Here is a 17,950-nt window from a genome sequence, read left to right as displayed (position 1 = left end):
TATTCCCTCCCCTCATTTGCACTTCCTTATATTAAATTGGTAACTTATTATATACATTATACCAATATTACAGTCAAAGTAACTCTGATAGATGATGAGTTTGGCACGAAGAATTTTTTGTCACAGTTTAAATATTAGCTGTGAAAAATGTAAAGAACTTAGTATATAATTTAATTGTTACCACTTACACTAAAGCGATATTGGGGGGATATGTGTGAAAATATGCAAGGAGAAAGTTTTTATTCCTATACTCTTAGTGATTTCAATGGTCCTGTCTTCATGTTCAGGTTCTGGTGGCTCTAAGGGAGTAGTTCTTGATGAGCCAATAACAGCAGCTATAGGCTCCGCTGATACGATTATAGGGAGTGTTGAAAAGTATGGAGTCCAGATTCTTATCCCACAAGGTGCCGTGCAAGAGGAGAATACCTTCACACTTAAGCTTGCTGAAGACATCCCCGAAAATGACCCTTCTGTAGGATCAACTCTTGGAAATCCTGTTGATATAAGCATTGAAGGTGATATTAAGCGCTTTGAAGAGCCGATAGAGGTAACCTTTAGACTATCAGATGAACAATGGGAAAGCTTTGAAAACCCAGGTGATATACATATAGGCTATTTCGACGGCTACAGCTGGGTTTACCTTGAACCCTCCGGTATTGACCTGGAAAATAGGAGTGTGACATTTAGTACCTACCACTGCAGCCTCATTTATCCTTCCAAGGCTGAAAAGGAAGAAATGAAAAGACAGCTGGCAAAGAGCATTGCAGTTGAGAACGTTGTAGTAGACAAAAAAGCTGAACTGAGAAAAACAACCGAATCTCTTGTTAAAAGCGTTATGGGTCCCAATGTAGACAAATCCTTCCTTCAGGATGTTGTTGAAGGTATACTTGATCAGCATGATGTTACCCAGCTGGTAAAAACTACAGCAAACGAGAATTGGACAGAGGCTGGTATCCAGCTTGGTGCAGTTTTTACTCAGGTTTTAGCAAGCAATCTTTGGGCTTATGCTAAAAATGCAGATGCTCTGGGCGATGTTGCAGCAAATCTTGGACTGATAGGGTCATTTGGGACAAGTGCCGCTCACTTTGAAAATGGAGATTTCGAGGAAGCCGCAAAGGAGCTGGCCAGGGGAATAATATCCACTCACCCTGTTGGAAAGTTATTCACTGCAGCTGTAAATGTAACAGAAAGACAAATCAACAGATGGAAAAACGCTGAGATAGAGGCAGCGTATCAGATATACCTGAATGGCAAGGAGCCTACTATTCCCTTCTGGGGATATGGAAGCATCTCTCCAGGAGATTTCAATGAAATTTGGGATCAGATGAGGGGAGTTGGAAGACAGATCGTAATCGATGCAGTTGAAGACTTTAAGTTGGAAAACGGTAGAGAGCCTTCCTCAGAGGAAAGAGCACAACTGGAAAGGGATGCTAAGGCAACTCTTGAGAAAGAGTTCCGAGACAGGAAGGAAAAGGAAGCAGCCATAGCAGAAGCAGAGAAAAAGAACATGGAATTCCTCAATATTATCGACGCAGGTAATCTATTGGTGTCCGGTAGATATGGATATGATTCAGATAAGATGTCCTATAAGGACAGGGTCCGTCAGATATTCCAGCTTAGAAACAAAGTGCTGGCCGATACCAACAGGAAAATGAATTTTGGAGGCTTTGACTCAGATACTGAGCTAAATGTCTACACAGTTGAGGCGCTGATCAAAGAATATGTCAGCAACGGCGAGGAAGCCTACAATGAAATGCTTGCTGCAAAGGGGCTGGTTGATGTTCTAGATGTTAAGAGCATAGCAGGTTCATATACAGTACCCATCAAGTTCTCGAAGAGCTCTCTTGCTTCAGAGCAAAGCTTAGCTGAAGGCAAACAGACCATAAGCTCGAGTGCATCAGCATATCCTTCTGAAGCAATTATCGAGATATCTGCAGAAGGCACAGCTTCGATTTCTTACTCAGTCAGCATGAGCTCTACCAGCTCGAACACAGTAGTGTATAATCCGGAGCTGACCGCTACTGAAACCTCTACGGGCAACTACACTGTAGTGGAAAACTACAAAAATATCAAGATAGCAACAAGACCAGGAGCATCCACCCAGTTAAGCGATATTCGAGGAGAGATGACCTATACCGGCAACGAGGTACATCCTCATGCGAGCTGGGAGACTAAGAGCGATGTTACACTATCATCAATATTGAAAAGCTTTACTTCGAGGGTTGACGGTTCAAAGCTTACAATAAAGATAAATACTGAGATAAAGATGCCCAGCAGTTCTGTGGGAGGCTTTTCAGACGGATTCCCCGCAATAATCGAGCTTGTATTGGATACAAAGTAGAATAACTGTTTATATAAACGAAGAGCAGGCTTTAGAAAGGCCTGTTCTTTTGATTTATCAAATTTTCATAAAACATTTCATTTCTCTTTTTCATAAGGCTATTGCTTGGATATATGAAGTACAATGGTCTCTCGATTGAATAGGTCTCTATTTTAAGATAGCATAGCTCTCCCTTTTCAACCTCCTTTTTTGCAACCTCCTCGTACATGAAGGATACTGCATCCAACATCTATGTACCATCGAATGCAAGTGATGAAAACCCCATTATTCTTTATGTTGACAATGGCGGCTGGTTCACAAACACAAAACCTGTAATGTTAAAGGATGGAGATGTCCTTCCGGCTAATGGGAGTAAAACGGCGGCAATATACAAGCTCTACAGCGCAGGAATACTTCAGGGGATAGATGCCGCTCACAATGCAAGTCCAGCTTCAAACATCAAGAGAAGCGAGGTAGCAGTTATACTGACTCGTATGATGGACAGCGCTGCAAGAATAGAATTTGACATGGAATAAGAATTAGCTCACCAACCGAGGATATGGTGATGGAAAAGCCCCCAGGAAATTGATCCTGGGGGCTTAATTCTTCTTATAATGCCATGCCTATCAACCTGTCAGTATGGTCAGCCATAAATAATGGGATATTCAAAAGATCATCATTAAGCTTTAAATTATTTAACGAAAGTCTTACTCGAAGCTTAACATCGTCGCCGTACTTTTCTTTATACTTCTTGAGACTATTGCTTTCAATATTATTTTCTGACTTAACTTCAACCGGAAAAATATCGTTCTCTCTTTGGACGAGAAAGTCCACTTCATATCTCGGATTATCCATAGCCCAGTACCTGGGAACAGCCTCAAACTGGGTCATAAGTGACTGCAGGGCATAGTTCTCGCTTAAAGCTCCTTTAAATTCTACAAATATCCTATTTCCTTCCCCAAATGCCGAAGGAGCTAATAAGGAATGTCTGCGAAGTAATCCAACATCAGACATGTACAGCTTAAAAGCGGATAAATCATCATAGGCAGATATTGGTAAACCAGGCGCGGTACTTCTATAGATCTTATAGGTTAAACTGGCGTCACATAGCCACTGCAAGGCATCTTCATATTCTCTGGCTCTTGCTCCTTCCTTGACAACCTTATACATGAACTTCTTGTTTTCTCTTGCCAGTTGAGAAGGGATCGATCTCCAGATCATAGATATTTTTGGAAAATCCTTTGGGTCTGGATGCTTTGCAAAGTCACGTTCATACGCACCTAAAATATTAGATAATACCTGCTGCATAAGATCTACGTTCCGGTCTTGGGTCCAGGATCTTACAGATTCAGGCATGCCTCCTGTTATGAAATACATTTTTAGTTTTTCATATAGCGGATTAAAAAATATATCAGGTATAGGCTCTATTTTATCTATGCTGTCTAAATAAGTAACCAGATTCTCGTCACCATTAGCCATAAGAAATTCCGTAAAGGTCATAGGCATGATTTCAAGAAAATCGACCTTGCCCACGGGAAACGATGTGGGCTTTGATAGTGTGATTCCAAGAAGTGATCCAGCACAAGCAACATGATAGTATGGGGTATTCTCATAAAAATACTTGAGTGTATTCAATGCATTTGGACACTCCTGAATCTCATCAAATACTATTAGGGTTTTTTCTGGATTCTCTGAGTTTATATATTCTCCACTTGCCATCATAAGATTTTGCAAGATCCTATCAACATCTTTCGTGCTATCAAATAGCTGCTTATACTCCGGGTGCTCATCAAAATTGAAATAGGCTATATTTTCATAATATCTCTTTCCGAATTCTCTCAGTAGCCATGTTTTCCCTACCTGCCTTACACCCTTCAAAATCAATGGCTTTCGGTACTTTGAATTCTTCCATGACAGTAGTTTTATCATCGCAAGTCTTTCCAAATGAATCACCTCTTTTAATCACATAATTATAGGGTTTTTGTGTTGATTTCTCACATTATTATATATATTTTAGCACTTTGAGAAGTTACGTCAATATTAATCACATAATTATAGGGTTTTTGTGTGTTTTTATCACATAATTATTTATTTTTTTGTGATTCAAGGTCCTTCACTTTGTTCAGGATGACACCCCTACCAGCAAATTCAGCATAATGGTCATCCTGTGCGACAGCGAGGAATCTTAAAGCCCCCAGGAAATTGATCCTGGGGGCTTTGTGCCGTTATCTTATTTCGAGAATCCTTAACTTCCTGAAAAAATTAACTCTCAAACCCTATTTTAGGGTTTTTCATCCTCGTTTTCACTCATAAATGCCAAAATTTCATCCAGACTTTTGCTGGTGTTTACGAATGCATTTAGGAGTTCTTTTCCTTGCAGTTCCTGTTTCTTTTTCATCAAAACATTCAACTCGTTAAGCGCTGAATCGTACTTATCTTTCAACTGGGAAACCACTTCTTTTTGCTTAGATATTTTTTCGTCAATGGATATGCTTCGTCTGCCCATCTGCCTGCCCCCTTACAATCCTTCAATCATTTTTAGTTGACTGTTAATGCTTATCGCTTGTTCACGAATGTTTCTTTCAGTCAGATCAAATGCCTTAAGTATTTCCTTTTGTGTTGCAGTCACGGCATGATCCAAACGGTAATTACCATCACTCTGACGAATCATCTCTATTTTTTCCAGTTCCCTAAGAGCTGCTGGAACCGTCATGTAATTCTCGCTTTTGTTGTTTTTCTTCATCTGGTCTTTCAGATATGTGTAAAACTTGTTGCGTATGATCAGTGCGACAAACTCAATGAATATCTTGCTATTGACCGATTCACTTCCATGTACCCTGAAGCTTTTGTTGCCCAGATACGACTTGTCTCCTTGGAAGAGTTTCTCAGAACCATCTCTGCTTTTATACAGCTCAAGCGCTTCTTCTGCTGACATTTTTTCAGATGTGATTATTATGAAATATCCGCACAGCTTGATTTCCCTATCGATCACATCTTGACGCTCTCTTGCGAACATAAAGACTCTTTCATCCCCCTGACCATGATAAAAGGGTTCAAAGTAGTGGCATAAGGCACTCGGACATTCATATCCCATCTTCCCTTCCTGGGATTTTAAATATGAGGCCATTCTGTCGATTTTTTCTTCCAGTTGTTCGCGTTCGCCTGTTCTCTTGCTTTCGTTAAAGTATATATGAAAATATCTGTCTTTCTCATCTGAAGGGAACAGTTTCCCTTTCACGGTGCTTCCGCTTACTTTATAGTCCCGAATACTGTGTTTTCGGCTCTCTTCGAAAGTTCCTTTATTCTCCATCACCAGACTATGGGCGTACTTTTTCATTCCTTTCATCATGATGACGAAGTCATAACCGCATTTGTCCATATATCGGATGTTTTCTTTACTGAAATACCCTCGATCCAGAATGAATCCAACGTGTCGATAGCCATAGCCTTCTGTTTTTTCAAGCATGTACTGCAGCTGTGACACGTCTACTACGCTTCCGGGATACATTTCATAAAATAGCGGTTCTCTATTGTTCTTGTCGTATGCTATGGAGTAATTCAATATCGGTTTGTTCTGATCATCCTTGGCATGGCCAAATTCAACAAAATCCACATCTCCTGCCTGACAATTTTTGTTCGTCGAATCATAGGATATGTAGATTTTCTCTCTGTGATCCCGGTTTTCATTCCATCTGTTGAGAAATTCAACGCTTTGATCTTTCTTGATTGAAGCTATGAAATCAGACACTTTAGAATCGCTGTAAAGCCTCATTTTACTGGTAAATAGCGGATGGTTGTATGCATAATCCGGATAGTATTGACCAGCATTATTTTCAGTAATGATGGTATATATCGCAAGATCCAGAAAAAGGCCACTGTCTTTTCCTATTAGATCTCCAAGCAAAACATCCAAGTGATATTCAGCGACAATTCTTTTCAGAACCATATGTGCACCAACTCTTAAGCAAGCACTTCTGCGGGAGGATTTCTTTTCTTCAGGAAGCTTTGCTTCCGGATAAAAAATCAAGTATTTCTCGTTCGGAATCATCATCGTCTGATCATCTTCACAGAGCTTTCCGATAGGTGTACTTTTAGGAATGCTATACTTTTTTTCCGGGTCATAAATGCGATCTGTTTGATAATAAATGTAGGTGGTTCCTCTGATTTTCTTCCTAGTTACTTTTCCTTTTTCATCAGGTATTTTTACTCTCACATCAGTGTACATGTTGGCCTCCTATAGAGAGTTAATTAACTCTCTATAATAATACCATATTTCACTGGGAAAATCAATAAAAATCTGCTTTTCCCGTTGAAAAACAGACGTTTTCAGAGCATCAAAAACACTATTCGAATCCCTGAGAGTTAATTAGATTGGAAGTTCAGAAGAATATCGAACTGGTTGTTTCTCGGGTTCCCGAATACCTTAAGGGAATCTCCTGGTTTGGCAAATACTATTGGAGCACCAAGGGTCTTTGCAGTTCCAACATATACCACATCGTCACCCGCAGCCTTGATGTAGTAGATGGTGTTTCCGTCTATTACAACGCTTTGGATCTCCTCGATCTTTATTGTAAGCTCGTTTGCATCTTCTCCAGGAAGGTTTGATGTATCTGTCCTCATGTAGTACTGGTTTATGACCTCCTGAACGGTATTTCCAACCTCTACCTTCTGGTAGTTCTCAGCATCCACCAGCGCGAACATCTTGGCAAGTCCCGATGCATCCTTTAAGCCGATAAGATACGTCGGCCGGTCCTTGATGTTCAACAGAACAGGGAATGCCGGCACATAGTTCTTCTCCTGGATCTGCCCCGTTGCTGAATTCATTGCAGAAAATTCATCCGCAGAGGGCACTGAGAAAAACATGGCATCCTTGGTCCTCAGGTTTACAAAGTAAAATCCAAGGTTGGATGAGTCGCTTCTAATGGATGTTACCCCGGTGAATAGATATATATCGTCATTAAGAGGCACATAGTTGTAGCCTCTTGTAGTCCTTGTCACATTCCTCTGCCCAATGATGGAATTAATAAACCCATCTGAATAGCTTCCTCTATAGTCAAGCTGCTGGATGATTAGATCGGCTGGATAAACCCTGTCTACCCAGTGAGGTACATCCGCAACATCATAATAGTTTGACTCTCCTGTGCTTCCATTGGTCACAATGGCACCCTTTACATCAGTTCCTCCGAAGAACCCAATTCTCTTTGTAAGCACTGAGGTAATATAAAAGCCGTTACCCTCGTCATCCACCTCGAAGTTGGTCTCACCGAACATCTTGGTGGGGTATTTGAACCTGTTGTGTCTGATTATATCCCTCATAAGGATATCGCTCTTTGAATACTTCAGTGGACTAACGAGCTTGATAAGGTCTGCCTCCTGGGTTGCCATATCCACCTTTACATAATAAGGTATACCGTTCCTGAAGTTAAGGAAATACTTTATAAGGTCAGAATATGCCAGTGGAGAAACCCTTACAGGCACTCCCTTTATATTTATCTGGGTGTAGTTCTCGTTTATCTCAAACTGCGAAACAACCTCCTGAACTGAGCCCATTTGCCTTGCTCCGATTATTGCTGCAGCCTCCCTGTCCACTACCGGCACCTTGTCATAGCTTATCTCAGTTACTGTTTCAGCAAAATTTGCATCTGAAACAGGGATAAGCGTGGAATATGCCTTGGCCCTGAATATCGGCTGAGCAAAGAATCCTATAACTATTGGGGCAAGCAAAAGCACACCCACCAGGATGGCAGAAATCGATCCTATCTTAAAAACAGGCATTTTGCCGAATATCAGGTTAAGAACGTTGAAAAGTATTATTCCCGCAATCAGGAAGGAATAGAACTCCGGAGCCATAAAGTTTAGTGCCGGAAGGGTCACAAAGAACAAAATAAACATTATGACAAGAGTCAATAAAATCACCTTAAAGGGATTAGATCCCTTCCGGTTGTTGTCTCTAATTTTCATATCCTGCTTAAAATCTGAAAATGCCTGCTTGAATCCCTTGGATCCTTTATGGATATTTTCTGTATTGGGCCTTTTACCAAAATCAAAATTAAAGTTGAAGCCTTTATTACCTGAGTCCATTAAGTAAGTCTCCTCTCTTCCTCTCCCATTTACTTCCTCCAGAAGGTCTCACAGCCCTTCTTGTCCTCTGTATTAAACCTTATGATCCTCTCCAACAGCTCATAATCCATTGGCTTGCCCCATGGGAACTTGATAGTCATGCTGCCATAGCCATAGCCAAGCCTGTCCGGCTCCTCAGCTAAATATACCCTATGCTCTGTATTCTCAAAGGTTTAAAGACACTCCCCAAAGGTTTGCATAAAATACCTCCACTACCGTATTGGTGTTATCTTTATTATAACATCATTCTCGTCCTTTGGAACACCTCTTCCGTCTCTGTTGTTTGTGGCTATATATAATGAGCCCTCATGATAGATCACAGTTGACCGGATGCCACGAAAAGCCCTGCGGATTCCTAAGTCCATATGCATAGACAAGGCTATTTTCGAATGGATTATCCTCAGGAACGCTGCCGTCCGGATTCATCCTTAGGATCTTCCCTGCCAGTGAATCCAACCCACCTAAGATCCAGAATATGACCAATGAAATTATCAGTATAAATACTATCAACCACTTCTTGTTCATCCTGTATCCTCCTGACTTATAACCAGTCTTAATCCAGGAGTCTTGTTATACTAATGCTTTCAACGATCCTATTGTTTATGTGGAAATTCATAACATTAACATAGTCAAATGGCTCGTATCTGTAATCATCCTCGCCGTCCGCAATCTCCCCTCCCAAAAGAATTCCCTCCGGGTAGGATTCCCTAAGGACCTCATAGCTGTCACCGACCTTGATCTTTCTTAATGTCTGGTATTTTGGATCGGTGATCTCGATGGAAAATATAAAGGGCTCGATTTCGCTCCCTTCTATGGTCTTAACAACTAAGCCGTCATAGTCATACACCTTCTCAGTAAAGCCTATGAGCTGATCCATGTTTCTTCCGTCACCTTCAGTAAATGTATGAGACTTGAACTCACTAGCTTTTCCAAACAGGCTGGACATCTTATCTTCATCTGCAACATCGCCTAAGGTTATGGTGTTCCTATTGTAGATAAATGCAAGCTGCTGCATCAAGAGCCTCTCATTCCCGTCGATGGAGCAAAGCTCCATGTACTCCTCAGGCTCAGTGGGTGCTTCAGTATGCTCTTCCACTACCTCAACTGGAGGTTCAATTGGAGCAGCTGGCTCCTCAGCAGCGCATCCTGGTAATAAGGAACCTATAATAAATACTATTATTATCATTGACACTGTATTCCATGGTTTTCTCATAGTTTTCACCCCATATATAAAATTTGTATTCTGCGTTGTTTGATCCATTTTTACCCCTCACGAGAAATGATAATCCCCTGAGGTTCACCCCAGGGGATCATACTATTTATATTCCTTAGCCTCTTCTTCGCCCTTAAGAACTCTCAACCCTCCCTGAGCAAGAGCCAACAGCTCATCCTCGCCGGGATAAAGAAATATCGGACCTATAAAGGATATCATTTTTATCAAGCTATCAGTGATATATTTGCTGTAGGCCACTCCGCCGGTCAGTATTATTGCATCGACCTCACCACAAAGCACCACAGAGTACTTCCCTATCTCCTTTGCAACCTGATAGATGAATGCATCCAGAATAAGCTTAGCCTTATCATCTCCTGAAAAGGCTCTCTGTTCTACTTCCCTGACATTATTGGTTCCCAGGTATGCAGCCATACCGCCTTTTCCAACAAGCATTTTCCTTATCTCATTCATTGAATATTTCCCGCTGAAGCATAGCTGAGCCAAAGGTTCTGTAGGCAATTCACCAGCTCTCTCAGGAGTAAATGGCCCCTCATGGGTGGCATGATTGACATCGACGATCCGGCCCTTTTTATGAACACCTACGCTTACTCCCCCGCCAATATGAACGACGATCAGATCAAGCTCAGTATAGTCTTTGCCTTGTTCCCGTGCAAATCTCTTGGCAATAGCTCTTTGATTAAGTGCATGGAAGCCTGTCTTTCTTTCGATTAGAGGTATTCCGGATATCCTTGCGACATCCTCAAGCTCATCTACAACGACAGGATCCACAATAAATGCAGGAATACCAAGAGGCTTCGCGATCTCAACAGCTATTGCTGCCCCAATATTGGAGGCATGCTGCACCTGCGGCCTGAACTCAAGATCATAAAGCATGGCGTCATTTACGGCGTAGGTGCCACCCTCTACGGGCTTCATCGCTCCTCCTCTTCCAACCACCACATCCAGTGATTTCAAATCAAAGCTTTTCTTCTCCAAAGCCTCAAGAATAAGGTCTTTCCTGAATTCATACTGGTCAAAAATCACATCGTATTTATGGATCTCTTCAGCGCTGTGTCGGATGGTTTCCTCAAAAATCAGCTTTTCATCCTCAAAAACACCTATTTTCGTCGACGTAGAACCTGGATTTATTACCAGTATTTTATATCCCACTGTTTCCACTCCTATTCTATACTGATAAGATACAATTATAACCATATTCTAACATTTAGCTTTTCAAGCTAACAATATATATCGTGGCAATAATTTAGAATACTCTCAATAATCACAAACAATTTGTGGTAAAATATCAAATAAGTATATGGTAGTCTATACCCAAGTATAACGATCAGATCGATATTTACTTTTTAAATAACAAATTATCTGGAACTTTAAATACACTTTAAGGCGGGATAGTTATGAAGTCTGATATTACAAAAAAGGCATTGGCTTCATCTCTTAAGGAGTTAGTGTCAAAGCATCCTTTGGAGAACGTCAGTATTGCTGACATTACAAATAACTGTGGATTGAGCAGACACAGCTTTTATTATCACTTCAAGGATAAGCAAAACCTCGTAACCTGGATATTCAAATATGAGGTAATGTCCAAGCTCGATCAGCGGTGGCCAAGGGATATATATAGAGATACCTTGGCATTTTTCAAGGCAATCGAAAAGGATAGAGATTTCTACATCAATGCTTTCAATTACACAGGTCAAAACAGTCTTTCCGAATTCCTGTATAACTGGAACAGCAAGGATATGACTAGATATCTTAAGAATTTTGCCGAAGAGAATCCTACTTACAAGAAGCTTCTTGAGGATGAATTCAATTTTACCTTCATCGTAAATCTAATGGCACACACCTTGTCAGGACCTGCAATCGATTGGATAACCATGGGCATGAAGCCCTCTGCTGAAATTGCCGCAAAGGTAATTTCCAATGTGCTGTCAGATTTCCTTCCGAGCTTCCTCAAAGAAACCTATAAATGAGGTAAAAATAATAGAGAAATAATTATCCAGCCCCACATGGAATTTGTTTTTATTAATGAATTCTATGTGGGACTTGTACATTTGTAGTGTTTTGTAGAAAAACCAAACACACATAAGACTTTGTACCAATTAAAATTCCTTGGATAGTGTATAAATTGAATTAAATAGATAATGTTGAATATTTGAAAGGAGGATGGATATGTTATACGGATATGCTGGAAAAATGCTTTTTATCGATCTTACAGATGGGAAAATTGAAGAAAAGGAATTAACCAAGGAAATGGCTGAGAACTTCGTTGGAGGTTACGGCTTTGGGGCTAAAATCCTCTATGAAATGATGCCTGCGGGCACTGATCCCTTAGGCAAAGATAGTGTGATGGGCTTTATCACAGGTCCCACAAGTGCAACAAAAGCCTTCTTCGGGGGACGATACACCACAGTACATAAATCCCCGGTAACCGGTGGATGGAATGACGCTAACTCTGGAGGTTTCTTTGGACCGGAATTAAAAAAGGCTGGATACGATGCCCTCTTTGTAAAGGGGTGCAGTGAAAAGCCAGTTTATATCTATATCAATGATGGAAAAGTAGAAATAAGAGATGCCTCCAGGATTTGGGGCTTGGACAGCAAGGAGTCTTGGGAGGAGTTGAAAAAAGAAACAGGAGAGCCCAGGATAAGAGTATCTGTCATAGGGCCTGCTGGAGAAAGGCAAGCGCTTCTTTCCTGCCCTGTCAATGATGGCCATCGAGTTCCCGGAAGAGGCGGCGGCGGTGCAGTAATGGGCTCCAAAAATCTAAAAGGAATAGCAGTCAGAGGTACCGGCAGTATACCTGTAGCGGATCCTGAAAAGGTTTTGGAGATAAATAAAGGAATTGGAGAATTTATGAAAACCAGTTCTCTGGCACAGGCATTTGGAACCTTCGGAACAGGAGTAGGTACAGCAGCCTCTGCCCTTGGAGGAGACTCACCAGTAAAGAACTGGGGTGGTGTAGGCGTAGTTGACTTTGGTACAGAAAAGGCTGAGAAAATAACAGCTACGACCATAGATAAATACAAAGTAAAAAAATACAATTGTTCTGCATGTCCATTAGGGTGCGGTGCTGTATACAGTGTTAATGATGGAAGATGGCCAATGGAGGAAACAGAGCGACCCGAATATGAAACAGCCGCAGCCTTTGGAAGCACATGTCTCTGCGGTGAAGCCGATGCCATAATGAAATGCAATGAAATATGCAACAGATACGGGTTTGACACTATCTCCGCCGGAATGACCATAGCATGGGCTATGGAGTGCTATGACAAAGATTTGCTGACCAAGGATGATCTTGACGGTATCGACCTCACTTGGGGGAATGGTGCTGCAATGGTCGAGCTAATGCAAAAAATGGCAGATGGTGTAGGCTGTGGGGCGATCCTGGCAAATGGATCTGCTTATGCTGCGAAATATTGGGGAAAAGGCGAAGAATATCTTCAGACTGCATCCGGCATTGAGCTACCAATGCACGATCCAAGATTTGCACCTGGACTTGCAAGAACCTACAAGTACGATCCAACACCTGGAAGACACGTAAAGGGCGGTATTGGTCTCGTTCAGATGATGAGTACAGATCCAAGCAAATACAACTATGAAAATACAGGACAGATGGACCTGGCTATGACAACCAATACGGAAGTAACAAACGCAAGCAGCATGTGCCTGTTCAATGCCTACGCTGCACCTCCAGAGGCTTTAAAAGAGTACCTGACAGCAATTACCGGAGTTGAATATGACGATAAAAAGATACTTGAAACAGGCTGGAGAATATACCTGTCACGACATGCCTTCAACGTAAGAGAGGGCATAAAACCGGCTGATCATACACTAACTCAAAGAGCAGTCGGAAATCCTCCACTGACAGAGGGTCCCCTTAAGGGAGTCAACGTAGACGAGGCAAAACTTAGCAAAAACTTTTTCGATGCAATAAAAATCGATATTGAAACTGGTCTTCCTGAGAAGGATATTCTTGTTGAGCTTGGTCATCTGGACGAACTGGTTAAGGATTTCTACGGGAATTAGAGTAAATAAAATTTTAGCAAAAAGCAAGCAGGCCAATTACTGGTTTGCTTGCTTTTTGATTTAGCGATAGATCGTAATTTTTTATTGGTGGCCTTATGACATCGATTCCAGAAATTCCGTCAACTTATCAATGTCTTCCTTATTGTTGAAGAAGTGGATCCCAACTCTTATTGTCCCGCTATTAGTGGCATGAGCCCTGATCCCATTTTCACGAAGTATCCTGTCATTGAGCTTCCACTCTATGGGGAACTTGATATACACTATCCCGGATCTTCGTTCCTTGGGAAAAGGTCCCACAAGATCCAAAGCCTTCGATTCAGAGACTTTTTCATACAGATAGTCAACAAGACTCAGGATATATTCCTCAACATCTTCCTTACCAAGCTCAAGGTAGATATTGAGAGACTGTTCAAGTCCTCTAAGTCCCACCCAGTTAAGGCTTCCGGTTTCGAACCTGTTGGCTCCATCAGAAAGTTCCAGGTTATATCTGCTGTGATCCGTTCTGTTCTTATTCCCGGTCCAGCCTACGTATTTTGGACTTATCTTATCAAGGATCCTGTTTGATACATAGGAGAATCCTACCCCAAATACTCCACCAAGCCACTTATATGATGAAACTGCAAGAAAATCTATATTAGTTTCCTTAACGTCTATCTTCATGGCACAGATGCACTGAGTAGCATCCAGAACAAGATATATACCTCTCGATTTGCAAAACTCTCCAATAGTCTTTATATCATGGTACCAGCCTGATGTGTTCTCAACCATGCAAAGAGCAATGACAGCGGTGTTCTCATCCACAAGCTCAAACAGTCTTTCAGCAGGTAATTGCCCGTCCTCTGACTTGGCAAGCCTTACATTCTCCTCTCCAACCCTGTTGAACCAGTTGTATACTGTTGAAGGAAAGGCCAGATCAGTTGTAATGATATTTGCATTTTCCTTAAGCTCGATCCCATTGGTAAAAACATTTAGCATTTCTGAGCTTGAGGCAGAAAAGAATATCTCATCTGCTTCAGCATTTATGACCTTGGCAGCAGTCTCCCTCAAGGCATCTGCGTGCTTCCAGTTGTCCACAAAGTCGTACATATCCATGCCTTCTGAATATCTGTTATCAAGAAAATCAACCATTGCATCCCTGCTTCTTGTTGCGAATACTCCCGTTGTAGAGGTATCAAGGTATGTATATTTCTGCGCTAACGGGTACTGCTCAAGCCTTATCTTCTCGAATTTGGATGTGTCCATGAGTTAAGCCTCCTATTGTTTTTCAGCTATTAAAACCTTCCACTTGCGGCAAACTTCTCTTAACGGTTCATCAAGGTACGACCAGGCTTTTTCCTTGATCCACTCTGGAATACCATATGCAGCTTCGGCAATACTTCCAGTTATCGCTGCCAGCGTATCGCTGTCGCCGCCAAGGGATATGGCGTTTCTGATGGCATCTTCAAAGTCAGTGCTCTCAAGAAATGCAATAATAGCTTGAGGAACAGTATCCATACACGTTTCGTTGAAATGGTAGGTGGGCCTTATTTCATCCAGAGTTCGAGTCAAATCATAGCCTGAATTCTTTCTGATCATATCCTTCCAATCATCAATGTTATTTGGGTAGTCATCAAAGCTGCGTGCCCTAAGCATAAACCATATAGCCCTTGCAGTCTCCACAGCTCCCTTGATCCCCTCAGGGTGATTGTGAGTGACCGATGCGCTCGTTGTGGCAAGTAGATCAACATCCTCAATGCATTCATGAATAAACTGAGTCTGATCGCAAACCCAGGCACAAGGGGATACCCTCATTGCTGAGCCATTGCCCCAGCTGTTATATGGTTCCCGGGTATTAGATTGTATCCATAATCTGAAATTCCCTCCATAGCCTGCATATGGGTATAGTCTCCCCCACTTCTTCATAGAGTCAATAAATAGATCCTCGCTTACAGTTATCCCTCCGTGAGAACTAACACCGCTCCCAAGCATCTCCCTTTTCCCCTGCATAATGGCATCTGCCACCGCAATCGTCATAACTGTATCGTCCGTGAAAAAGCAATCCTTACGGAAAAGGGGAAAATCTTTCGTTTTAATATTATCCCACTCATAGACAGAACCAACGATGTCACCAATAATAGCTCCAAGCATTATTTCGGCCTCCCATCCAGTTACTACCTACTTAAAAATCTTCTTCAGGATTTTGAATATATCAAATGAGGTTCTGTTATTTACCTTATTGTACACAAACTTTCTTGGATTACTAAAGGGTATTGCTCTAGTCCTATCTATTAGAATTCTCATGTGTTCAAAGGTGCCCTCCTTATTTATTATATACTATTAATCTAAGCTATTACTTTATTAAACACCTCGAGGGAATTAAATATACCTAGATTTAACTATATCAAAAATTTGTAATCACTCAATCAAAAGCCCTCTTCGTTATTATCAAGTTCCTCAATAGTCCTGTTTTGGTAATCATCAATCTTTTCGAAATCCATGTCTATTCTTGGGAACGCATAAGTTACATGCCCAATATCAAACAACTCCGGAAGTTTAGTTAATATTTTTTCATGTACACCAAGTTTAAAAGCTTCAGTATCAAAACTAATACGCAAAATTACTGCATTTAAGTACTTATAGTTGATATTTATTTTTATTGATTCATCTTTCATAGCAGTCTTGAAGTTATTGATATATAGATTTTGGTATCTTTTTCTAATATCGAGATCAACACTTTTTAGGTAATTCATTAATGTATCGTCGTGACTAATATTTGTTTTTGAGTTTATAAGATCAAAATATTCTACTTCATATGATATGGGAAACTCCTTAGATTTGATGTCGAAACATTTGTATATTTCCAACTTATGAAAAGTATCGTTGAAGACTCTCTCCGTTTTCTGGTATAGTCTCTTTTGTTCATTTTTGATTTTTACGTATATCTCCTGAACATCTAGTTTTGAAATGCCCCTTCTTCTTTCGCGCTGCTTTTGTTCGTATTTCTCCAATTCTTCAATACTATTAAATTCAGGAATTTCGAAGTCTTCTACTTCATACAAATCAATCCATTGGTAATACTCCTCAAATTTTCTCAGCTCATCATTTGTTCCATAAAGGGATTCATCATCATTTCCCCACTTCTCTTCTTCTATATATTCCCTATCCAAAAAACTATAATTCTCATCTCTGTGGTAATGAGGATATTCTTCCTCAAGGATTTCTTCGAAGTACTCACTACACTCTGCTATTCGACTTTTTTTGTACTCATACAGGTCATATTCGTAATCAGTAGAATTATAGTAATCATCAGGTGAATCTAATAATTCGTCTTCGATATCATCATAGTCCAATATCTCAGCCAACTCTTCAAATTCAATATCTACGTCCAGCCCTGGCGATTTTTGCTCCTTTACCTTCTTTTCATTCACGACTTTGAAGTTTAAGGCACTAATCAAATTAAATCTTCTATTAATGTTTTTATTTGGTAAAAATTCAATCAAAGCGTAACCTTTAAATATTCTATTCTCATAATTCTTAATTCCATTATCTAAGATATCGATATAGGAGTAGTCGTATAAAGAACTAATTTTCACTTGATTATTCTTTATATACGATCCCCCAGAAAACTTAACTAGACACATAAATCTTCTATTCTTTACACTTCTAAGTAGGACTTCATCAAAGCTATAACACGGATTCCCATATAACATATTTAGCTTACTTATAAGTTTTGGAAATGAGACTTTCCCAGCAATATCAATTAAACTATCTTTCTCAATTTTTATAATTCCATTAATTTCATCAATACTTAGCTGATTTTCATCCAAGCCGATTAAATCAAATTTTTCAATTAAGTTTGTGTTGTCTCTTGAATAAAGGTTTAAGTCATATACCTCTCGATTCGAGTAGTCCCATAAATATATATTATATTTTTTGATTTCTAGAACAACAAAATATTTCATAAACACAAATACCTCCATTAGTTTTTCGAAATTATAAGTGAAGTAACTCCAGGATTCATCCAAATATATTTTCTTGAAACAAATTTTGAAGAAAATTCTTTTTGAACATAATCTTTTAAGCAATTGCCATGCTTGTAACCATGAATAACAATTATCTCTTCTACCATGTCTTTATTAAATTCTACTGAAACTTCAAGATAGTGTCTAGCTTGATCCAAAGTCATGCCATGTAAATCCAACTCAATGTGCTTTTTTGCTACAAAATATTCCCTCATAATGATCCTCCTTGAAATTTTGTATACAAAAAAGCAC

The 17,950-nt window shown here is 40.3% G+C and carries 16 protein-coding genes; 4 read left to right on the top strand and 12 right to left on the bottom strand.

The features are described 5' to 3' along the window. The first annotated feature begins 214 nt into the window (after positions 1-214). Positions 215-2,341: a hypothetical protein gene (locus tag EC328_RS00715; protein WP_128425018.1), complete on the top strand. Its 2,127-nt coding sequence runs from the start codon at positions 215-217 to the stop codon at positions 2,339-2,341. A gap of 31 nt (positions 2,342-2,372) precedes the next feature. Here the strand turns inward: EC328_RS00715 and EC328_RS00710 are convergent, their stop codons facing one another. Beyond that, positions 2,373-2,570, bottom strand: a complete 198-nt coding sequence (locus EC328_RS00710) for a hypothetical protein (RefSeq protein WP_128425017.1) — start codon at positions 2,568-2,570, stop codon at positions 2,373-2,375. An 85-nt stretch (positions 2,571-2,655) separates the two neighbouring features. On the opposite strand from EC328_RS00710, the gene EC328_RS00705 reads away from it, so the two are divergent. Further along, positions 2,656-2,856: a hypothetical protein gene (locus tag EC328_RS00705; protein ID WP_128425016.1), complete on the top strand. Its 201-nt coding sequence runs from the start codon at positions 2,656-2,658 to the stop codon at positions 2,854-2,856. Between the two features lie 73 nt (positions 2,857-2,929). On the opposite strand, the gene EC328_RS00700 is transcribed toward EC328_RS00705, so the two are convergent. The 7 genes from EC328_RS00700 to buk all read right to left on the bottom strand — a co-directional run bounded on the left by EC328_RS00700 (position 2,930) and on the right by buk (position 10,823). Beyond that, the gene (locus EC328_RS00700; protein WP_206363878.1) at positions 2,930-4,264 is read right to left on the bottom strand and encodes an ATP-binding protein; all 1,335 of its coding nucleotides are present in this window, start codon (positions 4,262-4,264) and stop codon (positions 2,930-2,932) included. A gap of 337 nt (positions 4,265-4,601) precedes the next feature. Continuing rightward, positions 4,602-4,826 carry an ErpK protein gene (locus EC328_RS00695; protein WP_128425015.1) on the bottom strand — a complete coding sequence of 75 codons (225 nt, stop codon included), beginning with the start codon at positions 4,824-4,826 and terminating at the stop codon, positions 4,602-4,604. 12 nt (positions 4,827-4,838) lie between these two features. Then, positions 4,839-6,545, bottom strand: coding sequence for an IS1634 family transposase (locus tag EC328_RS00690; protein ID WP_128425014.1), 1,707 nt, complete (start codon positions 6,543-6,545; stop codon positions 4,839-4,841). Positions 6,546-6,682: 137 nt separating this feature from the next. Beyond that, positions 6,683-8,401, bottom strand: coding sequence for a DUF2207 domain-containing protein (locus tag EC328_RS00685; protein ID WP_128425013.1), 1,719 nt, complete (start codon positions 8,399-8,401; stop codon positions 6,683-6,685). Positions 8,402-8,746: 345 nt separating this feature from the next. Then, positions 8,747-8,965, bottom strand: coding sequence for a PQQ-dependent sugar dehydrogenase (locus EC328_RS11570; protein WP_206363877.1), 219 nt, complete (start codon positions 8,963-8,965; stop codon positions 8,747-8,749). Positions 8,966-8,993: 28 nt separating this feature from the next. After that, the gene (locus EC328_RS00675) at positions 8,994-9,653 is read right to left on the bottom strand and encodes a hypothetical protein (protein WP_128425012.1); all 660 of its coding nucleotides are present in this window, start codon (positions 9,651-9,653) and stop codon (positions 8,994-8,996) included. A gap of 102 nt (positions 9,654-9,755) precedes the next feature. Further along, complete coding sequence (buk, locus tag EC328_RS00670) at positions 9,756-10,823, bottom strand: butyrate kinase (RefSeq protein ID WP_128425011.1); 1,068 nt, start codon at positions 10,821-10,823, stop codon at positions 9,756-9,758. A 245-nt stretch (positions 10,824-11,068) separates the two neighbouring features. Between buk and EC328_RS00665 the strand changes: the two genes are divergently transcribed. Further along, on the top strand, positions 11,069-11,641 hold the full coding sequence (locus EC328_RS00665) for a TetR/AcrR family transcriptional regulator C-terminal domain-containing protein (RefSeq protein WP_128425010.1): 573 nt from the start codon (positions 11,069-11,071) through the stop codon (positions 11,639-11,641). Between the two features lie 199 nt (positions 11,642-11,840). Then, positions 11,841-13,697, top strand: coding sequence for an aldehyde ferredoxin oxidoreductase family protein (locus EC328_RS00660; protein ID WP_164905978.1), 1,857 nt, complete (start codon positions 11,841-11,843; stop codon positions 13,695-13,697). 93 nt (positions 13,698-13,790) lie between these two features. Here the strand turns inward: EC328_RS00660 and EC328_RS00655 are convergent, their stop codons facing one another. From EC328_RS00655 to EC328_RS00640, 4 genes are all read right to left on the bottom strand, one after another. After that, complete coding sequence (locus EC328_RS00655; RefSeq protein ID WP_128425008.1) at positions 13,791-14,939, bottom strand: aminotransferase class V-fold PLP-dependent enzyme; 1,149 nt, start codon at positions 14,937-14,939, stop codon at positions 13,791-13,793. A gap of 12 nt (positions 14,940-14,951) precedes the next feature. Then, the gene (locus tag EC328_RS00650; RefSeq protein WP_128425007.1) at positions 14,952-15,824 is read right to left on the bottom strand and encodes an ADP-ribosylglycohydrolase family protein; all 873 of its coding nucleotides are present in this window, start codon (positions 15,822-15,824) and stop codon (positions 14,952-14,954) included. A gap of 275 nt (positions 15,825-16,099) precedes the next feature. Beyond that, positions 16,100-17,638 carry a hypothetical protein gene (locus tag EC328_RS00645; protein WP_128425006.1) on the bottom strand — a complete coding sequence of 513 codons (1,539 nt, stop codon included), beginning with the start codon at positions 17,636-17,638 and terminating at the stop codon, positions 16,100-16,102. A gap of 17 nt (positions 17,639-17,655) precedes the next feature. Beyond that, a complete protein-coding gene (locus EC328_RS00640) occupies positions 17,656-17,913 on the bottom strand; it encodes a Smr/MutS family protein (RefSeq protein WP_128425005.1) in 258 nt (85 codons plus the stop codon). Between the last annotated feature and the right edge of the window lie 37 nt (positions 17,914-17,950).

Origin of the sequence: Gudongella oleilytica (assembly GCF_004101785.1) — a bacterium.
GTDB classification, from domain to species: domain Bacteria; phylum Bacillota; class Clostridia; order Tissierellales; family Tissierellaceae; genus Gudongella; species Gudongella oleilytica.
The sequence above is the reverse complement of the archived record's forward strand: the minus strand, read 5'-3'. Positions and strand labels throughout refer to the sequence as shown.